Below are 20,720 nucleotides of genomic sequence, written 5' to 3' on the forward strand. Positions count from 1 at the left end.
GTTTTTACAACTGTTTTTCTGCGTAAACAGCGTAATATCTTGGCGTAAACTTTCTTAAAATTGGTCTAATTCCTATTTGATTTATAGGGCTTGTCCATTTATTAGTATCTAAAATTTTCCAGCCCGATTTTTCTAATAACCAATCATATTGCCAATCTTCAAATTCATGATAATGTCTATCCCACATATCATCTTTACTTCTATAAGCATCTACAAACCATAATTTTAAAGGTACAGTTGTTACAATTTTTGTAGTTTCAATAGCTCTTAAAACATTAAAAGGAGCTAGTAAATGCTCAAAAATTTCAAAAGCCGTTACAACATCTACTTTATAATTTTTAACTATTTCGGGCAACAAATCTAAATCTTCACCTTCTGTGTTATAAACTGTATAACCATTTTCTTCCATAATTTCAGAAAAAGGGTTTCGAACACCTAAGTCTAAAATAACTGCAGGTGCAGGCACATTTTTCTTTAAAAATTCTAATGTATGATGATATCTTTTTTTAGGGAGTTTTTTGTACATTTTTAGTATTTAAACAACAATTGTAAGTTTACTTTTTATTTTTTTTCTTTCGGATAAAAAACCATCCCATCGGAATAAACAATAATAAAGCGTATGAAAATAACGTAATTTTATTTCCTGTTTGTATTATTTTCGGCTCGTATTTAAAGATAATTTCATGTTTTCCTTTTGGTATTTCCATACCTCTAAGGACATAATTAACTTGATAATGTTCCGTTTTAACATCATCTAAATAAGCATTCCAACCATCTTTATAATAAATTTCTGAAAATACAGCAAACTGATTTTCTTGTGTATCAGTTTTATAAAATAAGGTTGTAACATCATTTTTTATTAATGAAATTATAGCTGTTGAATCTGTTTTAAATTGATTATTAAAATCCATATACCCTTGTGGACTTCTTTTTAATTCTCTTCCATTAATTACAGCTGATGTTTTGGTATTTAAACTATCTAAAGTAACTATTTCTTCATCTGCCGATGTAACAATTTTTAAATTATTTACAAACCATGCATTTCCGTTTGCATCCTTATTTTTTTGTAATTTATTATCACCAACAATAAAGTATTTTGCATTTAGCATATTTAATACTTCAATATTATTTTTAGAAATTTGATAATCAAATAATTCTTGATATCGCTTCATTTTAGCTGCATGATATCCTCCTATCGAATTATGAAAATACGATGTTCTTCCATCTTGCATAGGATTTACACTAAAATTTGCAACACGATAATGGCTCTTATCTTTTAAAATTTCTTTATCAGTTTGAGTTACTGTAAATGGTTTTAACACTTTTCTTGCTGATGTAAAATCTTCTTTATTTACGTATTTAATATCAACAGAAACTAAATCAAAAACAATTAAAACACCTAAAATTAGTATAACAGGAATTTGTTTTAATTTCCCTTTCAGATAAAACCATAATAACCCCGCTGATGCTAAAATCAATAAAAAAGAACGAACACTGTCATTAAATAACATGGCTTTTCTATCGGAAATTAAAGCATCTATTAACGTTGGTAATTGTTGATATTGTGCATCTCTTAATCCTTCAAAAGCAAATAAACTTGACCCAAAAAGTGCAAATAATAAAGTAATTCCTCCTAAAACATAAAAGGCATTTTTTAAGGCATTTTCTTTTTCTTCGGATGCTACTTTTGATGAAAACAAATCACGTAAAGCAATAATTCCTAATAACGGAACACATAATTCTGCGATTACTTGAATCGATGAAACTGCTCTAAACTTATTATACAACGGAACATAATCAATAAAAAAGTTAGTGATTCCTGCAAAATTTTTCCCCCAACTCAATACTATTGAAAAAATAGTTGCCGATACTAACCAATATTTTAAACGTCCTTTTACCAAGAAAACACCTAGAAAGAACAAGAAAAATAAAATTGCTCCAATATATGCGGGAGCTTCTACAATTGGTTGTGTTCCCCAATAGGTTAAAACTTGTTTCGAATATTCTTTAGCTACATTTCTACCTGCATTTTTTTCTAAAGTTTGATAAAATTCAGAATTTTCACCTAATTCTTCAACAGTTCCACCGCCCATAAAACGAGGAATTATCAAATTAAAAGTTTCAGCAATTCCGTAACTATATTCTGTAATATACGCTTTATCTAATCCTGTTGATTTTTCTTTTGGAGAACCATCTGGGTTAATCGTTAATGCCGATTTCCCTCTCGTACTAAAATCGCCATATTGTTTCATCGATAATAATCGAGTTGAATTTACACCTAAACCAATCGCCATCGCTACAACTAAAACAACAGCTTGTTTTACAAATACCGATAAATTTTTAGTTTTAAAAGCTTCAATAAATTCAACAATTGCCAATATCAGCAAGCAAAAACCTAAATAATACGTCATTTGCGGATGATTTGTATAAACTTCTAAAGCCATCGCCAAAGCAGTAATTACAAATCCTACTAAATATTTTTTTCTAAAGATATATAAAACACCCGCAATTACCATCGGCATATAACCGATTGCGTGGGCTTTTGCATTGTGTCCTGCTCCAAAAATAATAATTAAATAGGTCGAAAAACCAAAGGATAAACTTCCTAAAACAGCTAATTTCCAATCAACTTTTAAAGCTGTTAATAAGATAAAAAATCCGAAGAAATATAAAAACAAATAATCCGCAGGGCGTGGTAAAAAACGAATTGCTTTATCAATATAACGTACAAAATCATTCGGATAATAGGCACTTACCTGATATGCAGGCATTCCGCTAAAGGCATTTCCTAGCCAATATGGTTCTTCTCCTTTTTCAATTCGATAGTCTTTTACTTCTTTTGACATTCCTATAAACTGAGTAATGTCGTTCTGTTTTATTTGTTTACCGCTTAAAACTGGGTTAAAATACAACAACGATATAATTGCAAAAACAACAAGCGTAATTGCAAAGGGCATCATTTTTTTATAATTCATAATAAATATAAAAGTTAATCTATTTCTTCAAAATCAACATATTCTCCTACCGAATTATTGCTTTGTTGTATATTTTGTGGTTTTTTATCAACTACTGTTTTTCCTGTTTCAACATCATTTTGTTGTTGCTGTTGTTGCTGATTGTTAAATTGCTGTTCCGCCTTTTTCTGAACTTTATTTACTGCCTTTTTTAATAAGTAAGGACCAAATAATTTCATTAGAAATTTAGAAATATAATAAAACGCCAGAATATATAGTATCATTTTAAAAAGACCTGCTATTCCTGCTTCATTGATGTGTGTCATATTCACTTTTTAATAAAAAATTAATCAAAAATAACAATTTGAAGCAAAACAAACCGTTAAGACTTTACAAAACTTATATTAAATAGTAATTTCTATTTTATGTATGTTTGTATTAATTGTATAAATCAATGTTATAACATGATTAAGAAACTCCTTTTGCTTTTTATTTTTTGCACTTGCCCAGCTGTGAATGCTCAGTACACAACGGTTATAAACTCAAATCGTCCAGGGTTTTCTGAAAGCCCTTATAGTGTTGGCCTAGGTGTTTATCAATTTGAAACAGGAGTGTTTTTTAGAAAAGCAAAAGCAACGCCTACCTTTAGTAATCCTCAAGCCTTAGGGTTAAATCTTTTATTTAGAACAAGTTTTTTTACGGAAAAATTAGAATTTAACATAAATACAAGCCTTCAAAAAGATAAAATTGCTTTTAAAAATGTCTTTGAATCATATACTAGTAAAATAGGCTTAAGTAAACTTACTTTAGCAGCTAAATATTTAGTGTATGCGCCTAAATATGACGATAAAAAAAAAGAAATTAGAAGTTGGAAAAAAAGACATTCTTTTGATTATAAAAGATTAATTCCGCATGTTGGTGTTTATGTAGGTGCTAATTTTGGAAGTGTGTTAACAGATTACCATCAAAAAGGAGGCATCAATGCAAAAGCAGGAATCTTACTACAAAATGAATTATCAAACAAATTATATGTTATTACAAATGTTTTTTATAATTATATTAGTAGTGATTTTAAAGAATTATCATACATCGTTACCGCTACCAAAAACTTAAACGATTATTGGTCTGCTTTTGCGGAAATAGAAGGAACATCTAGTCAATATAAAAACAAAACAAATATAGGTGTTGGAGCAGCTTATTTATATAATGAAAATTTACAATTTAACGCAAGTCTTAGAGGAACTTTACAACAAAATGAAGTTGGAATGTATGCTGGTATAGGTGCTTCTTACCGATTAAATAAGCACCAAGATAAATTTTTAGAAGTAGATGAGTTTGGAAATAAAATTGAAGAACAAGAAGAAGAAAATTATGACGAAAACAAAGGTTTTTTTGGTCGTTTAATCGCCAAAGTTAAAGGTTTGTTCAAAAATAAAAACAAACAAACTATTACTGTTAAAAATGGTGAAAAAGAAGAAAAAATAACCATTGATAAACCTAGAAGAACTCGTTCTAAATCATTAATTGAAATGATAACGAAAGAGGATAAAAAAGAAAAGAAAAAAACAATAAAAGAAGCAAAGAAAGCAGAAAAAAAAGCTAAAAAGAAAGCAGAAAAAAAACTAAAAAATATAGAAAAAGAACGTTTAAAAGCTGAAAAAGATAGAAATAAAGAGACAGAACGCAAAGAAAAAGAACGATTAAAACTTGAAAAAAATATTCAGAAAAAAGCCGAAAAAGAAGCTAAACGTAAAGAAAAAGAACGATTAAAACTCGAAAAAGAAATAAAAAAACTTGAAGAAGACTTAAAGAAAGAAGAAAAAAAGGACGATTAAAAATATTACATTTGCTCTATGATTAAAATTAAAGAAATATTTTCTAAAAAAGAAATGAAACAATTTGTAAAGTTTCCTTTTTCTCTTTATAAAGACAATAAAAACTGGGTTCCTCCTATTATTAATGACGAACTTGATAATTTTGACAAAGATAAAAACCCTGTTTTTGAATATGCAAATGCACATTTTTTTATCGCCCTAGAAAATAATAAAATTGTAGGAAGAATTGCAGCAATTATCAACACCTATGAAATTGAAAAACAAGGCATCAAAAAAATGCGTTTCGGTTGGTTTGACGCTATTGATAATATAAAAGTTACCCAAGCTTTACTCAACAAGGTCAAAGAAGTTGGGCAAGATAATAACCTAGAATTTATTGAAGGACCCGTTGGTTTTAATAACTTAGATAAAACAGGTGTTTTAGTCGATGGTTTTGACCATATCGGAACCATGATTACTTGGTATAATCACCCGTATTATGCAAATCATTTTGAGCAATTAGGCTTTAAAAAAGAAAAAGAATACTTAGAAAATAAATTCCTTTTTAAAAATGTAGATGAAGTAAAATATGGTAAAGCAAGCAGCTTAATTCAAAGAAGGTACGGCTTAAAACCCTTAGATTTTACTTCAACAAAAAAAATAATGCCCTATGTTGATGAAATGTTTGAATTGTTTAGCAAATCATACTCTAAATTATCAACATACGTACCTATTTCTGATGCACAAATAACACATTTTAAAGAAAAATACATTAGTTTTATCAATCCTGAATATATAAAATTTGTGGTTGATAAAAATGATAAATTAGTTGCCTTTGCCATTGTTATGCCCTCTTTTTCAGAAGCACTTCAAAAAGCTAACGGTAAACTTTTTCCATTCGGATTATTTCATTTATTAAATGCTCGTAAAAATTCAAAAGATGTTACCTTCTACTTAATTGGTGTAGCTCCTGAATATCAAAACAAAGGTGTTATTGCTATTATTTTTAAACAATATTGTGAAACTTTTGCTAAAAAAGGCATCATAAATTGTATTCGAACTCCTGAATTAGAAGACAATATAGCAATTCATCAAATTTGGAAAGATTTTAATCCGACAACTCACAAAAGAAGAAGAACTTATAAACTTAATTTATAATAATGCAGTTATTTTTTAATCCTGATATTACCACAGAAACAACACAAATTACTTTTGATAAAGAAGAAAGTAGGCATATTGTACGTGTTTTAAGAAAAAAAGAAGGCGATATTTTACAAATAACCAATGGTGCTGGTTTTTTATTTTCGGTATCAATAACAATTGCTAATGATAAAAGATGCCTTACAACGGTTGTAAAATATGAAGAAAAACCAAATAATAGAGATTATTACCTACACGTTGCCATTGCCCCAACTAAAAATAACGATAGGTTAGAATGGTTTTTAGAAAAGGCTACCGAAATTGGTATTGATGAAATTACACCTATTATTTGTGATAATTCTGAAAGAAAAATCGTTAAAATTAATCGATTAAATAAAATTGTACAGGCAGCAATGAAGCAATCTTTACAATTTACATTACCTAAACTAAATGAGCCTATTAAATTATCAGAATTTTTAAAACAAGATGCTACTTCTAAATTATTTATAGCACACTGTGAAGAAAATATTGAAAAAAAATTATTGAAAAATATTGCTGATAAAAATGAAAAATACACAATTTTAATAGGACCTGAAGGAGATTTTTCATCAAAAGAGATTGATTATGCTTTAAATCATAATTTTAAGCCAATTTCGTTAGGTGATAACAGGTTACGAACCGAAACCGCTGGTTTAAATGTGGTACAAAGTATTGCTTTTATTCATCAGTAACTGTATATTTGATACCAAAAATTTATAGTGAATATTAAAGATATATTTGATCTCTTTCTAATTGTTAGCGCTTTACATGGTTTTGCGTTTAACATCATACTTCTTTGTTCTAAAAATGGAAGAGAAAAAAGTATGAGATATTTAAATTTATTAATTTTTGTTATCTCTTTGAATAATATTCAATCTTGGGGATTGGAACGAAATTTAATACAGCATAAATTTTCCTTAAATTACCTACAAATTCCTTGGCACTTTTTAGCGATGCCTTTTTTGTATATGTTTTTAATTCACTATTTAAAAATAGCTAAAAAATCGTACAATTTATTAAAAATAATACTCCCAATGTTTTTAATAATCGTAATTACACAGGTTACTTTTATGTATAATTACAATATTCCTGATTCTCCTGAAAAATTAAACCGTATATACGAACAATACAGTTCATTTGAAGAAGGACTTAGCTTATTGGTTTCATTAATTATTTTTATTTATTCTTTTTTTGTACTTAATAGAAAAGAAAAAATCAAATCTAAAATTATTGCTTTTGATAGTCTAAAATGGTTGCATACTTTTTTTAAACTAACCGCTGTTGGATATGTACTATGGTTATTTGCACTTTCTATTAAAATAAAATTGAACTTTACAAGTTTTATTTTTTCTTATTATCCACTTAGGGTTTACACAACAATACTCATATACTGGCTAGGCTATCAAGGATTAAGGCAAATAAGAATATCAAAAGAACGTAAACAAATAAGAAAAACATTATTAACAGATTCAGATACAGATTTTAAAACAGACCTAAATACTAATTTTAAAACAGATACTGATAAAAAACCTACTACTACAAGCCCAAACATAGAAAATATCAATATTGATAAATACAAAGAACAGTTTTTAGAAATAGATACTTTTATTACTAATAATAAAAAATTTTTAGTTCCTAAATATACTTTACAACACCTTTCAAAAGACACAAAACTAAGTTCTAGTACACTTTCTTTAATTATAAATAAAGTTGCTGGTAAATCTTTTACCGATTATTTGAATGAAAAAAAGGTAAAACAAGCAAAAATACTTTTACTAGACCCTAATTATTCAAACTATACAATTACCTCGATTGGCTTAGAATCCGGATTTAATTCAAAATCAACTTTTTTTACTGTTTTTAAAAAACAGTCTGGTTACACCCCTGTTCAGTTTAAAAAGGCCTCATTAATTAAAAAATAATTGAAATTACTTATAAAAATAGTTCGAAATCATCCAAAATGGATGATTTCGAACTATTTTTATACTTTTAAACTTAAATTTGTAACACAAATTTAAAACAACATATTTACGAAATTATTAAGTTTATTAATAATGAAAAAGAAGAGTATCCTATTAAAAACACCAATCGCTATATTGGTGTTTTTTATTGCCTAATTCTTTGTTTACTTTTGTATAAAGATTTATTAGATGAAAAACATATTATTCTTCATACTATTGATAAACTACTCTTTTAGTAGCGCACAACAACTTGCAGTTTTAAAATATAAAGGTGGTGGTGACTGGTATGCAAACCCGACAGCTTTACCTAATTTAATTAACTTTTGTAATAAAAATATTCATACTGCTATTGATTTAAAAACTCAAACAACAACGCTTGATGATGATACTATTAATAATTACCCTATTGTTTTTATAACAGGGCATGGTAATATTTTTTTTTCTGAAGAAGAAACAATTGTACTAAGAAACTACTTAACCGCTGGTGGATTCTTACATATATCTGACAATTATGGTTTAGATAAATACATCCGAAGAGAGATGAAAAAAGTGTTTCCTACACTTAATTTTCAAGAAATACCTAACCAACACCCTATTTATCACCAAACATTTTCTTTTGATAAAGGACTGCCTAAAATTCATGAACACGATAAAAAACCTGCCCAAGGATTTGGGTTATTTTACAAAGGTAGATTGGTTGCTTTTTATGATTATCAAAGTGATTTAAGTGATGGATGGGAAGATTATCAAATTCATAACAACCCTGAAAAAACAAGAATAAAAGCCTTAAAAATGGGTGCAAATATTATAGAATATACTTTTAAGCATTAATTTTAAGCATCAAAAATAGCCCTTTTATAAAAAAATTACTCTGCCATTAAAATAGCATCTTGAATATCTTTTTGAATTTTCGTTCGGATATTACTTTTAATTAACTTTCTATTTCTCATAGTAGGATATACCCTGTTTGATAAAAAAACATAGACAATATCTGTTGCCGGATCAACCCAAGTATACGTTCCCGTAAAACCGCTATGCCCAAAACTTTTATCAGAAACACAACCACAAGTAGCCTTTACTCGGGGGTTTAATTGCGGCTTATCAAAACCTAAGCCTCTACGTACTTTTCTGTTTTCATAATGACGTTTATTAAACTTATCAATAGTTTCTGGAGCTAAATATTGGATACCGCCATAATTTCCTCCTTGTAAAAAAAGTTGCATTATTTTACCAATATCATTAGCATTTGAAAACAAACCTGCGTGACCTCCTACCCCGCCAATCATAGCAGCCCCCATATCATGTACATAACCATGCACTAATTGATTTCGATAATAATTATCACGTTCTGTTGGTACAATATCCGATTTTTTAAACTTTTCAAGAGGCAAATAAGTTGTTCTATTAGCTCCTAATGGACTGTAAAAAGATTCTTCTACCAATTTATTTAAAGGTTGCTTGTATTTTAATTCTAAAATTTCTTTAAACATATAATAGCCTAAATCACTATATTTATATCCTGGTTTTTTTCGTTGTTTTGCGTCTACAATATACTTATATATTGAATCTTTATAAGTATTTTTTAAATACAGGTTTTTAGCTACTTTAATATTAAAATCTACTGTTCTTTTTTTTCGGTAATACTTTGCTGAATTTTTACCTGTTTCGCTATCCTTGGTTTGTAAATAAAACGGAATCCAAGAGCGTAAACGACCATAATGCGACAGTATTTCTTTTAGTAAAACAGTGTCTTTATTCGAGTTTTTATACCGAGGTAAAACATCGCCTAAATTAGAGTATAAACTTATTTTTTGTTCCTCTTCAGCCTTCATTATCATTGGTAAAGAAGCTAGTATTTTTGTTAAAGATGCTACATCGTAAATATCTGAGCTTTTTACGGGCATTCTTTTTAAAGAAGTATGATGTCCGAAGCTTTTATTATAAATTACTTTTCCATTTTTAGCTACAAATATTTGACCACCTGGCGCCATCCTTTTCATTAAAATAGTATCTATTCTTTTATCTATTATTGATAATTTTTCTGATGAAATACCTGCTTCTTCAGGAATTGTGTATTGTAAAACATTAATTCCTTTTACAAAAAGACCCGTACCTTCTTTAATATTTTCATTAATAGATACAGGTAATTTCCCTTTCAAATTAAAAGCTCCAAACAATGCTTGTGCCGATAATTCTTGTGATAAAACACTATTTTGATACGAAACTACAACGCCTTCTATATTTTCAAAAGAAGGTATTTTTAGCAAACTATAAGGACTGGTAAATACATCTAAAATAACTTTTTTATTTTTTGCTATTTCCTGTAACCAAACCATATTTTTGTTTGAAAAATGATAGCCTTTCCAAGGGTTTTTATTCGATTTATGAAAACCAACAACAACTAAGTTATATTTTTGTAATTTCTGTAATAAAACAGTTATATTTTTTGCAGAAACCACCTCAACGTTTGTATAATTTTTTAACATTGATACAAATGAATCTCCTTTAGCATCGCCTAAAGATACATAAGCTATTTTTTTATCTTTTAAATTTTTAATAGGTAAAATAGCCTCGTTATTTTTTACTACAGTAATGGCATTTTTTATCAATTTTCTGTGTAAAACTTCATCGTAAGGCGAATTTATATCTGAAGAAATATTTTCTGTTTCAACAGATTTGTATTTATGTAAGCCTACTAAATATTTGGCTTTTAATATTTTTTTAACCGAAAAATTTAAGCGTTGTTGTGTTAAATCTCCTGCTACTAAAGCGTCTTTTATTAATCGTATCGTACCAGGAACATCTTGAGGAATTAGCAACATATCATTACCTGCTAAAATTGCAGCTATATTAATGTCAGCTGCTGTTGCATAATTGGCAGCTCCTTTCATGTTTAAACCATCGGTAATTACCAAACCTTTAAAACCTAGTTCTTCTTGCAGTAAAGTAGTCACCACTTTTTTTGATAATGAGGTTGGTAATTTTTCGTTCGGCTCTAATGCAGGAATACTTAAATGTGCCGTCATAACACTTGCCAGTCCTTGTCGAAACATTTTTTTATACGGATATAACTCTACTGAATCTAAACGAAATTCATCAAAATTAACCGTTGGCAATGTTAAATGCGAATCGGTAGCGGTATCGCCATGCCCAGGAAAATGTTTGGCATTTGCCAATACACCAACACTTTGCATTCCTTTTGTAAAAGCGATTGCTTTTCTAGTAACATTTTGTTTATTTTCACCAAAAGAACGATTTCCAATAATCGGATTTTTTGGGTTTGTATTGATATCAACTACGGGGGCAAAATTAATATGAATTCCAACTCTTTTACAGTGCTTCCCTATTCTTTTACCTGTTGCTGTTAACAATTCATCATTATTAATAGCGCCTAAAGTCATGTTCCAAGGAAAGCGATAGGTATTTTTTAAACGCATATCTAAGCCCCATTCACCATCAAAACCGATTAGCAATGGTACTTTTGATATTGCTTGATATTCATTATTTAAGTGAACTTGTTTTTCGGGAGTTCCTTGCATAAAAATTAAATTCCCTACATGATATTTACGAATCATGTTATTTATAAAATCTTGATGCTTTTTACCTTTATTCGAATAGGCTTGTATCATAAATAACTGTCCTATTTTTTGATCAATAGACATATTTTTTAAAATACTATCTACCCATATTTTTTGATGTTCAATATTTTTAGCCAATAAAGGATCTGTTGGAGCTTGTATTGATTGTTGAGCTGTTAATGTTTGTGTAAGTGCAATTGTTAGTAATATCAATATCTTTTTCATAATCTTTCTGCGTACTTTTATTGACTTTAATTATTATTTACACAATAATTAAAGTCAATTTCAAATCATTTAAAAAATGAATTGAGGAATTAAAATATCTAAATTATACTAAAAATTGTTTGTGCCAGCTTTTATTAGCCGTTACTTCCCAATTTGTTTCAAAATCTTCTTTTGTATTTACCATATTGTTAAAAACTACAGTTTCTGATGTAATTTTTTTATCTTTAGCTAATTCCTTAAATTTTGATAATTTAACTATATTAATATCATCATCATCTTTAAAAGAAACATTCATCTTATCCATTAAATCAATTCTTAATTCTTTTTCTAATTCTTTAATAAAACGAACAGAAGAATCAATAGAACAACCAGATACACTGTTTACGTTTTCATCGACACCTAACACAAAAAACTGATTGTATTTTATAGTAAATGAACCCTTTAAATCAGCACCATGACGAGTCCAGCTATCAATAAAAAGGATTGCTTTTGCACAAATATACTCAACCTCTTCTATATTAAATTCTCTATCAGCTTGATAAACCCAAACTCTTGAGTTACTTGGTAAATTATTATATTCTGTAAACATTTTTTATTGATTTTGATACCTATTATAAAATTTTTATTTTAAAAATGGTATAATTATTAAAATTATCTTAAATTAAATTTTTGTTGTAGTGCTTGTAATTTTTCAGTGTCGCTTAATTGCTTTTTTGGCACTACCATACGTGCTTTAATTTCTCGCAATACTTTTTTGGTGTACAACGGAAAATCAGCATTTTGAATCCATGAATTGTAACCTGGGTTTTCTTTAAATACTTCTTCAACAGTTCGCCCTTTATATTTTCCGAAAGAAAAAATCTCTTGATTTTCTTCATTTATCAGAATAAAACCAGCAAAATCGGCACGTTTACCGTGTGTTGAATATTCACTTAACGCATCTACAGTATTCTGAATATCTTCATATTTATCTAACTGTGCTAATAAAATTTCGTAAGTAGCATTGGTATCAGCCTCTGCTCCATGTGCACCAACTAATTCTTTACCACAGTAAAATTGATAACCAGCGCTTAAAGTACGTTGTTCTTTTTTATGAAAAATTACTTGAACATCTACCGCCTTACGGTCAGTCATATCAAAATCAATGCCAGCACGCATTAATTCTTCGGCTAAAACAGGAATATCAAACCTATTTGAATTAAAACCTGCTAAATCACAGCCTTCAATCATTTGGTTAATACTTACTGATAACTCTTTAAAAGTAGGTTCTTTTGCCACTTTTTCATCAGTAATTCCATGAATTTCTGATGATGCTAAAGGTATTGGCATTTCAGGGTTTACCAACCATGTTTTGCTTTCTTTGTTTCCGTTTGGATACACTTTTAAGATAGCTATTTCTACCACTCTATCTTTTGCAATATTGATTCCTGTGGTTTCTAAATCAAAAAATATAATTGGTTTTGTTAAGTTTAATTCCATTTGTTTTGGGCAATTATTCGTTATTTAAGTAAGCTATTTTATAGGTAATTTGTATGAAAAATTATAGAAATTGGATTTCTTTCAAAGAACTTAATTACATGATAAAAATACAAAAATTATGCTTTTAGTATTCATTTTTTCACAAAGAATCATTAATTTTTATAATCAATAATTCAATTAATTTTTTAGGTGTTTTTTTCGATGGATAAAACCCCATTTTTTAAAGTTAATTTGATTTTGATAAATTAATATTTACCTTTACAAAAAAGTAAAAATGACCTACCATAAAACAACTTTAAAAACTAAAAAAGAAGTCTTATCGCTCGATGAACTTCATTTAAGTAAAAAGGTAAAAAATAGCATACATCAATTAATTGAGGAGTTTAGTTATATGGAAGCGCTTGATAAATATAATATTCCTGTTGATAATAAAATAATTTTACACGGGCATACAGGCTGCGGAAAAACAGCTACGGCAAATGCGATTGGTAAGGCATTAAACAAAAAAGTAATTACCCTTAATTTAGGTGGTTTTGTATCATCTAAATTAGGAGAAACAGGTAAAAATATTTCTGAAATATTTAAGGAAGCCTCTTATGAAGATGCCATTTTATTTATCGATGAATTTGATTTTATCGGTAAAATGAGAGATTATGACGCTAAAGATTCTGGTGAAATGAAACGCTTAGTAAACACTTTAATTCAGCAAATGGATAATTTATCCGATACTGCCATGCTTATTGCCGCAACAAATCATATTGCTATTATTGACAGTGCTTTATTAAGACGTTTTCAGTTAAAATTAAAATACAAATTACCTAAAAAGAAAAAAATTGATGCGTATTACGATGCTATTTTAGCTCAATTTCCTACAAATATCAACGCAATAAAACGAAGCTATAATATATCATACGCCGAGGTAAAAGACACTGTTTATCAGCAAGTTAAAAGCAATATTATTCAATTTGAAAAACAAAAAAATAAGGCTCTTCATTAAAACCACTTTTTATCGGGTATTTTCTGAAGGATAAAAAATATAAAACCACTTATAAAATATAAAAGAACATCAATGCTATCTGCTGTATATCTTAAATAAAATTTAGGCAACAAATATTCGTACAAAAAGGCGTAAAAACCACATATATACAAAATAATCCAAAGCGGAATTTGATAGTTTTCATTGTTTTTACTCCATCTTAAAATGAATAAACTAATGGTTAATACGATTGGCATAATTAAAAAATCATTCATATAAAATTGAACAATTCGAGGAAGTTTAAAGCTCATTTTTTGAGCAACATAAATTGCTGTTCCTAAAAAAAGTGAAAAGACAGCATAGATATAGCTAATTTTTCTCATATTAACCAGCTGCAAGCATTGCTATAAACCAAGCTAGCCCTGCACCTATAATACTCACTAATAAAAAAGCAGAATATAAAACCCAACCTAGTATTTTGTATAAAAAGAAAGGATGCTTTTTTAAACGTTCTGCCAAATTCGGATTTGCTATTTTTTGCTTCGCTTCTGTTAACTGTATTTTTTTTAGAGCTTCTTTTTTTAAGGCACGCTTTTTTTTATCAGAAATTAAGGTATTACAGTTTTCACAATACTCTTTATCGGTATTAAATAACCCGCATTTTGGACATTTAATATTTCTTGTAACACTCATTTTTTATTATTTACATGGTTAAAATACTTCCTATATAAAGTAAAAACAACTTTATCATTCTTAAAAAAACACTAGACTATTACTTCTTTTTATTTTCTTTGATTAGAAGCTATACAAACTTACTTAAAAGTTAAATTTTATTCTTTAAATTCGCCATTTACTTCTTAAAAAATATTTGCTTAACTATAAATAGCCTATGAAATTTAACTTTTTTAAAAAGAAAAAAGCTGAAAAAATAATAATTAAATGCAATATTGATTTTATTACCATCAATGAAATACCGATTACTTTTCCTACAAGTTACAACACTCTAGTTACTATTTTAGGTAAGCCTGAAAGAGAACTACAAACAACAAATCACTATCTTTTTTGGGACATTCATGGCATTTATTGTAGCTACACAAATAGCAATAATATTTTATCTATAAATGCCTATCAATATAGTAATAGCAATATTAAAAGTAAGAATATTTATACCACTAAAAAATTATTTAAAGGCGAATTATATTTAAACAATCAGCCTATTACTTATAGTGAATTTGGTAAAATTCCTTTAGGAAAAGTTGCCATTCATAGACTTGGGACAGATAATGATTTTCGATTAGGTTTTAATTTAGGCGTTAACAAGGTTTATATAAAAAAATAATTTTAAAGCTCTTTTAACTCCCTTTTTAATTCTTGAATTGCTTTAGCACTTGTTATCAATTTATTAATAATTATCTCTCTTAAAATATCAATATCTTGCTCAAAATAAGTTGCCCATTTATATTCTTTAAATAAAGTTTGAATCTGTTTTAAACGCTGATGTGCAAATTCTGATGTCATTAAAAAGTAATTACTTTTATCTTCGTTTTTTAAACGCTGAATTTTAACTTGCTTAGTTGTATAATCTACTTTTAAATAAAATACTTTATCGGAATTATTTAACGGATAAAAATCATTCCAATTAGCAAAACCTACATAATAATCTTGACTTTTATACACTTCAATTCCTTGAATTTTCCAGCGACAATTTGCTACTCTTCCCCAATGATTTGAGTATCGATACACGCCGTTATCGGCATAAAAGTACAAACTGCCTGATTTACTTTTATAATGTGGCGTTTTATCATCAAAAAAAGTAATTTCTTTTGATTCAAATTCGCAATAAGTATGTTTAAAAAAATTAAATTTATGAAATTTCATGCTTAAAATTAATTGACAATAAAAAAGCCAAAACTACAAATTAGTTTTGGCTTTTTATCAAATTAAACATCAATCTATAACTTAGAAAGCTTTAATGTTTTACCACAATGCTTACTTTCTATTTTAAAAATAACTTTTCCTTTTCTTCCTTTATTTGCCCAACGTACTTCTTTACCAACTTTACAAGAAATACTTGTTTTAGAACCTTTATTTAAACTTACAAATCCAGTACCTGTATAAATAGAAACCTTATCTTTTGTATCATTTACTAATGAAATGCTACTTCCTAGCGTAATTTCTTCTTTTTCAATTCTTAAATTTTCAGTTGCGTTTTCAATTGTTGTAAAACTCATTAAACTTACTACTGAAATAATTACTAAAACTATTTTCATTTTTATTAATTTTAAATTTATTCAAATATACTTTAGATTCCGTTTTATGAAACAACTAAAAATGAAAAAACCCATTACAATTTCTTGTAATGGGTTTTTAAATATGTTAGAGGTTAAAAATTACTTAACTTCTTCGAATTCTACATCTTCTACGTTATCAGCTTGGTCATCAGCTTTAGGCTGTGCTGCTTGCTGAGCTCCTGCACCTTTATCAGCATACATCTCTTCAGATGCTGCTTTCCATGCGTCATTAACGATAGTTAAAGCACCTTCAATTCTAGAAATATCTCCAGCTTCGTGAGCAGCTTTTAATTCAACTAAACCAGCTTCGATTGGCGCTTTTTTATCTGCAGATAATTTTTCACCAAATTCTTTTAATTGCTTTTCAGTTTGAAAAATCATAGAATCAGCTTCGTTGATTTTTTCAGCAGTTTCTTTTGCTTTCGCATCAGCATCAGCATTTGCTTCAGCATCTGCTTTCATTTTTTCAATTTCTTCTTCTGATAATCCTGAAGAAGCCTCAATTTTAATATCTTGAGTTTTACCTGTAGCTTTATCAGATGCAGATACTTTGATAATTCCGTTAGCATCAATATCGAAAGTTACTTCAATTTGAGGAACACCTCTTTGAGCTGGAGGAATATCAGTTAATTGGAAACGTCCAATAGTATTGTTATCAGCAGCCATTGCTCTTTCACCTTGTAACACGTGAATATCTACAGATGGTTGATTATCTACAGCCGTAGAAAATACTTGAGATTTTTTAGTAGGAATAGTAGTATTTGCGTCAATTAACTTTGTAAATACGTTCCCCATTGTTTCAATTCCTAAAGATAAAGGCGTAACATCTAATAATAATACGTCTTTTACATCTCCAGATAAAACTCCCCCTTGAATAGCAGCTCCTAAAGAAACAACTTCATCAGGGTTCACTCCTTTACTTGGTGATTTTTTAAAGAAATTTTGAACAGCTTCCTGAATAGCAGGAATACGAGTAGAACCACCTACTAAAATTACTTCATCAATTTCATCAATAGATAAATCAGCATTTTTTAAAGCTGTTTGACAAGGCTTAATAGTTCTTTTTACTAAATCATCAATTAAAGCCTCAAATTTAGCTCTTGTTAAAGTTCTAACTAAGTGCTTAGGTCCTGAAGCAGTAGCAGTAATATAAGGTAAGTTAATTTCAGAAGAAGTAGTACTAGATAATTCAATCTTAGCTTTTTCAGCAGCTTCTTTTAAACGTTGTAAAGACATTGGGTCTTTACGTAAGTCCATTGCTTCTTCAGCTTGAAATTCTTCTGCTAACCAGTTAATAATTTTTTCATCAACATCATCTCCACCTAAGTGAGTATCACCATCAGTAGCTAATACTTCGAATACACCGTCTCCTAATTCTAAGATAGAAACATCATGTGTTCCACCACCAAAATCAAAAACAACGATTTTTTTATCTTCACTTGCTTTATCTAAACCATATGCTAAAGCAGCTGCAGTTGGTTCGTTAATAATTCTTCTAACTTTTAAACCAGCAATTTCACCAGCTTCTTTTGTAGCCTGACGTTGTGCATCGTTAAAGTAAGCAGGTACAGTAATTACAGCTTCAGAAACATCAGAACCTAAATAGTCTTCTGCAGTTTTCTTCATTTTCTGTAATACCATTGCAGAAATTTCTTGTGGCGTATATAAACGACCATCAATATCTACACGTGGAGTATCGTTATCTCCTTTTACAACGCTATAAGGTACTCTTGCTGCTTCTTTTGAAGAATCAGAAAATTTATTCCCCATAAAACGTTTAATAGAATAAACTGTTTTTGTAGGGTTAGTTACTGCTTGTCTTTTTGCAGGGTCACCAACTTTACGCTCTCCACCTTCAATAAATGCTACGATAGATGGCGTAGTTCTTTTTCCTTCTGAATTAGGGATAACAACTGGTTCGTTACCTTCCATTACAGAAACACATGAATTTGTGGTTCCTAAATCAATTCCTATAATTTTACTCATAATACTATATCTTAAATTTTAATTCAATTTTACAAGTTGTAATAGTCAAAGTGTGTGCCAACAGTTGATTACTTATGTTTTGGCAGAAAAATAAACTTGTTTCTTATTAAAAATGACAGAATGACACTATTTTTTTCTTTTTGGAGCTATTTCCCGCTTTCCGCACTCGCTCTTTTTTTGAAAAAAATCAAAAAAAGGAGCTCAAACAATTGCTTCAATCGGGGCTAAAAATTTGTGCACTCTATTTTATAAGAGTACTAAGCGAGCCTACTAAGTTTCTTTAATAATTGTATTTTTGCAAACAAAACCAATAAAATCAGCATCGTTTTAACCGAAATTGTACTAATTATTGGTTTATCATTAACAAAAACTTTATACATTTGCGTTATGGACTTCAACAAAGACACAGCAAAAAAAACAGCAGCGCATCTGCTACAAATTAAAGCAATTAAACTAAGCCCTAAAGAACCATTTACTTGGGCTTCTGGCTGGAAATCTCCAATTTATTGTGACAACAGAGTTACCTTATCTTATGTACCTGTTAGAAACTTCTTAAAAGAAGAAATTGCAAAATTAGTCATCGCAAAACACGGTAAACCAGATGTTATTGCAGGTGTTGCCACTGGAGCAATTGCAATTGGAATGTTAGTAGCACAAGAATTAGGTGTTCCTTTTATATATGTACGCCCCGAAGCTAAAAAACACGGACGTAAAAACCAAATAGAAGGTCATTTAGAAAGCGGGCAAAATGTAGTGGTTATTGAAGATTTAATCAGTACAGGAACAAGTAGTTTAAATGCCGTAAAAGCTTTAAAAGAAGCTAAAGCAACTGTAAAAGGAATGATTGCTATTTTTTCTTACGGATTTCAAATTGCTTCCGATAATTTCAAAAAAGATAATATTGAACTTACCACGCTAAGTAATTACGAACATTTACTTGAGCAAGCTCTTGACAGTAAGTATATTACTAATCAAGAATTAAGTACATTAGAACAATGGAGAATTGCACCTAGCGAGTGGAAACAAAACGAAAAATAAGACCAAAAATAATCAACAATGAATATTGCAGGAAAAAAAGTAATTGTACAAAAATCAACCAAAGAAATTTTTGATTTTTTAATGAAATTAGAAAATTTTGAACAATTAATGCCAGAAAACACTCAAAAATTTGAAGTAGATGGCGATAGTTTTATTTTCGGTTTAAAAGGCATGCCAGAAATAAGATTAGTTATCAAAGAAAAAACTGAATTTTCAAACATTACTTTAGGTGCAGCAAGTAGTAAATTACCATTTACTTTATCATCAGATATTTGCGAAGTTTCAGAAAAAGAAAGTGAGGTTATTTTAAATTTTAATGGTGAATTTAACCCAATGATGGCAATGATGGTGAAAAAACCATTAACCAAATTTATTGATACCTTAACTGAAAATATTTCAAAATTATAAACTAAAATTAGTTAAGCAAACGAAACTTCTTTAATTCCAAATTCTTGAATTGTTTCATTTTCTAATTCAATTTGGAGTTTTCCTATATCGGAAACACCAATAATTTTACCCATAAATAAAATGTTCTGATTTGTTTTAAACATACTCGGAACATTTTTTTTATACAAAACATTTAAATATTCTTTTTCTAAAGACACATATTCTTTTTTATTTAAACGTACTAATTTTTTTTTTAAGATTAAAAGCAATTTATCTAATAATAAATCAAGGTCAATATCTTGCTCTTTTTTTAAAATACGTTTAACAGATGAAGCATTCGGTAACGCATCTGAAAAAATATTTTGATTCACATTAAGCCCTATTCCTATAATTGAGGTACTAATATTTTTTATATTTAAGGTGTTTTCAATTAAAATTCCTGCTATTTTTTTGTTTTCTGACAGAATGTCGTTCGGCCATTTAATAGCCAGCCTTGGTAATTTTAAAGAAATAAGCAGTTCATAAACACTTAAAGAAACACTATAATTCAAATACTTAAAGTCGGCAATACAAAGTGCTTCAGGTCTACAAAAAACACTAAAAGTCAAGTTCTTACCACCTTCCGATTTCCAATTTGCATTCACCTGCCCCCTGCCTAAAGTTTGATTTCTAGCTACTACAACTGTAAAATTATCTAACAGAACTTTTGCTGACATATCCTTTAAAAAGGAATTCGTAGAGCCAATGGCATCAAGTTTGATTATTTTCATATAAGCTTTGCGAATAAAACAAGTATTAATATTAGGCAAATTACTCGCAAAAATATAATAACTTTGCTAAAAATATAATTTT

General features: G+C 28.7%; 21 protein-coding genes. 9 read left to right on the plus strand and 12 right to left on the minus strand.

Features of this window, described 5'->3' with window-relative positions; translation table 11 throughout:
- Window positions 1-4: 4 nt before the first annotated feature.
- The 3 genes from ABNT14_RS08580 to ABNT14_RS08590 are packed head-to-tail and all read right to left on the minus strand — an operon-like array spanning window position 5 to window position 3,280.
- Complete coding sequence (locus ABNT14_RS08580) at window positions 5-526, minus strand: methyltransferase (RefSeq protein WP_101902837.1); 522 nt, start codon at window positions 524-526, stop codon at window positions 5-7.
- Window positions 527-554: 28 nt separating this feature from the next.
- Window positions 555-2,960 carry a YfhO family protein gene (locus ABNT14_RS08585; protein WP_348719382.1) on the minus strand — a complete coding sequence of 802 codons (2,406 nt, stop codon included), beginning with the start codon at window positions 2,958-2,960 and terminating at the stop codon, window positions 555-557.
- A gap of 29 nt (window positions 2,961-2,989) precedes the next feature.
- Entirely contained in the window at window positions 2,990-3,280 is a 291-nt protein-coding gene (locus ABNT14_RS08590) for a DUF4834 family protein (protein ID WP_101902839.1), read from the minus strand.
- Window positions 3,281-3,466: 186 nt separating this feature from the next.
- Here ABNT14_RS08590 and ABNT14_RS08595 point away from each other — a divergent pair, with 186 nt between their 5' ends.
- From ABNT14_RS08595 to ABNT14_RS08615, 5 genes are all read left to right on the plus strand, one after another.
- Entirely contained in the window at window positions 3,467-4,789 is a 1,323-nt protein-coding gene (locus tag ABNT14_RS08595) for a transporter (protein ID WP_159459537.1), read from the plus strand.
- Between the two features lie 18 nt (window positions 4,790-4,807).
- The gene (locus tag ABNT14_RS08600; RefSeq protein ID WP_101902841.1) at window positions 4,808-5,926 is read left to right on the plus strand and encodes a GTP cyclohydrolase; all 1,119 of its coding nucleotides are present in this window, start codon (window positions 4,808-4,810) and stop codon (window positions 5,924-5,926) included.
- Between the two features lie 2 nt (window positions 5,927-5,928).
- On the plus strand, window positions 5,929-6,639 hold the full coding sequence (locus ABNT14_RS08605) for a 16S rRNA (uracil(1498)-N(3))-methyltransferase (protein ID WP_101902842.1): 711 nt from the start codon (window positions 5,929-5,931) through the stop codon (window positions 6,637-6,639).
- A 132-nt stretch (window positions 6,640-6,771) separates the two neighbouring features.
- Window positions 6,772-7,869 (plus strand): helix-turn-helix domain-containing protein, encoded by a 1,098-nt coding sequence (locus ABNT14_RS08610; RefSeq protein WP_101902843.1) that lies wholly within the window; start codon window positions 6,772-6,774, stop codon window positions 7,867-7,869.
- A gap of 228 nt (window positions 7,870-8,097) precedes the next feature.
- Window positions 8,098-8,739 (plus strand): DUF4159 domain-containing protein, encoded by a 642-nt coding sequence (locus tag ABNT14_RS08615; RefSeq protein WP_101902844.1) that lies wholly within the window; start codon window positions 8,098-8,100, stop codon window positions 8,737-8,739.
- A gap of 35 nt (window positions 8,740-8,774) precedes the next feature.
- Here ABNT14_RS08615 and ABNT14_RS08620 read toward each other — a convergent pair whose 3' ends face one another.
- From ABNT14_RS08620 to ABNT14_RS08630, 3 genes are all read right to left on the minus strand, one after another.
- Window positions 8,775-11,711: a glycoside hydrolase family 3 N-terminal domain-containing protein gene (locus tag ABNT14_RS08620; RefSeq protein WP_101902845.1), complete on the minus strand. Its 2,937-nt coding sequence runs from the start codon at window positions 11,709-11,711 to the stop codon at window positions 8,775-8,777.
- A gap of 103 nt (window positions 11,712-11,814) precedes the next feature.
- A complete protein-coding gene (locus ABNT14_RS08625; RefSeq protein ID WP_101902846.1) occupies window positions 11,815-12,300 on the minus strand; it encodes an ABC transporter ATPase in 486 nt (161 codons plus the stop codon).
- Window positions 12,301-12,362: 62 nt separating this feature from the next.
- The gene (locus ABNT14_RS08630) at window positions 12,363-13,190 is read right to left on the minus strand and encodes a 3'-5' exonuclease (protein ID WP_101902847.1); all 828 of its coding nucleotides are present in this window, start codon (window positions 13,188-13,190) and stop codon (window positions 12,363-12,365) included.
- 274 nt (window positions 13,191-13,464) lie between these two features.
- Between ABNT14_RS08630 and ABNT14_RS08635 the strand changes: the two genes are divergently transcribed.
- Entirely contained in the window at window positions 13,465-14,187 is a 723-nt protein-coding gene (locus ABNT14_RS08635) for an AAA family ATPase (protein WP_101902848.1), read from the plus strand.
- Here ABNT14_RS08635 and ABNT14_RS08640 read toward each other — a convergent pair.
- Window positions 14,184-14,549 carry a hypothetical protein gene (locus ABNT14_RS08640; protein ID WP_101902849.1) on the minus strand — a complete coding sequence of 122 codons (366 nt, stop codon included), beginning with the start codon at window positions 14,547-14,549 and terminating at the stop codon, window positions 14,184-14,186. The two genes, ABNT14_RS08635 and ABNT14_RS08640, sit on opposite strands and share 4 nt — an antisense overlap.
- A gap of 1 nt (window position 14,550) precedes the next feature.
- Window positions 14,551-14,859: a hypothetical protein gene (locus ABNT14_RS08645; protein ID WP_101902850.1), complete on the minus strand. Its 309-nt coding sequence runs from the start codon at window positions 14,857-14,859 to the stop codon at window positions 14,551-14,553.
- Window positions 14,860-15,055: 196 nt separating this feature from the next.
- On the opposite strand from ABNT14_RS08645, the gene ABNT14_RS08650 reads away from it, so the two are divergent.
- Complete coding sequence (locus tag ABNT14_RS08650; protein WP_101902851.1) at window positions 15,056-15,505, plus strand: hypothetical protein; 450 nt, start codon at window positions 15,056-15,058, stop codon at window positions 15,503-15,505.
- A gap of 2 nt (window positions 15,506-15,507) precedes the next feature.
- Here ABNT14_RS08650 and ABNT14_RS08655 read toward each other — a convergent pair whose 3' ends face one another.
- The 3 genes from ABNT14_RS08655 to dnaK all read right to left on the minus strand — a co-directional run bounded on the left by ABNT14_RS08655 (window position 15,508) and on the right by dnaK (window position 18,443).
- Window positions 15,508-16,044 carry a hypothetical protein gene (locus ABNT14_RS08655; protein WP_101902852.1) on the minus strand — a complete coding sequence of 179 codons (537 nt, stop codon included), beginning with the start codon at window positions 16,042-16,044 and terminating at the stop codon, window positions 15,508-15,510.
- Between the two features lie 74 nt (window positions 16,045-16,118).
- Window positions 16,119-16,436, minus strand: a complete 318-nt coding sequence (locus ABNT14_RS08660; protein WP_101902853.1) for a hypothetical protein — start codon at window positions 16,434-16,436, stop codon at window positions 16,119-16,121.
- A gap of 120 nt (window positions 16,437-16,556) precedes the next feature.
- Window positions 16,557-18,443: a molecular chaperone DnaK gene (gene dnaK, locus ABNT14_RS08665; RefSeq protein ID WP_101902854.1), complete on the minus strand. Its 1,887-nt coding sequence runs from the start codon at window positions 18,441-18,443 to the stop codon at window positions 16,557-16,559.
- A 387-nt stretch (window positions 18,444-18,830) separates the two neighbouring features.
- On the opposite strand from dnaK, the gene pyrE reads away from it, so the two are divergent.
- Both pyrE and ABNT14_RS08675 read left to right on the plus strand, forming a co-directional pair.
- Window positions 18,831-19,481, plus strand: coding sequence for an orotate phosphoribosyltransferase (gene pyrE, locus ABNT14_RS08670; RefSeq protein WP_101902855.1), 651 nt, complete (start codon window positions 18,831-18,833; stop codon window positions 19,479-19,481).
- 18 nt (window positions 19,482-19,499) lie between these two features.
- Window positions 19,500-19,889: an orotate phosphoribosyltransferase gene (locus ABNT14_RS08675; protein ID WP_101902856.1), complete on the plus strand. Its 390-nt coding sequence runs from the start codon at window positions 19,500-19,502 to the stop codon at window positions 19,887-19,889.
- A gap of 11 nt (window positions 19,890-19,900) precedes the next feature.
- Here the strand turns inward: ABNT14_RS08675 and ABNT14_RS08680 are convergent, their stop codons facing one another.
- Window positions 19,901-20,638: a biotin--[acetyl-CoA-carboxylase] ligase gene (locus ABNT14_RS08680; RefSeq protein ID WP_101902857.1), complete on the minus strand. Its 738-nt coding sequence runs from the start codon at window positions 20,636-20,638 to the stop codon at window positions 19,901-19,903.
- Window positions 20,639-20,720: the final 82 nt, after the last annotated feature.

Origin of the sequence: Tenacibaculum dicentrarchi (assembly GCF_964036635.1) — a bacterium.
In the GTDB taxonomy this organism is placed as follows: Bacteria; Bacteroidota; Bacteroidia; order Flavobacteriales; family Flavobacteriaceae; genus Polaribacter; species Polaribacter dicentrarchi.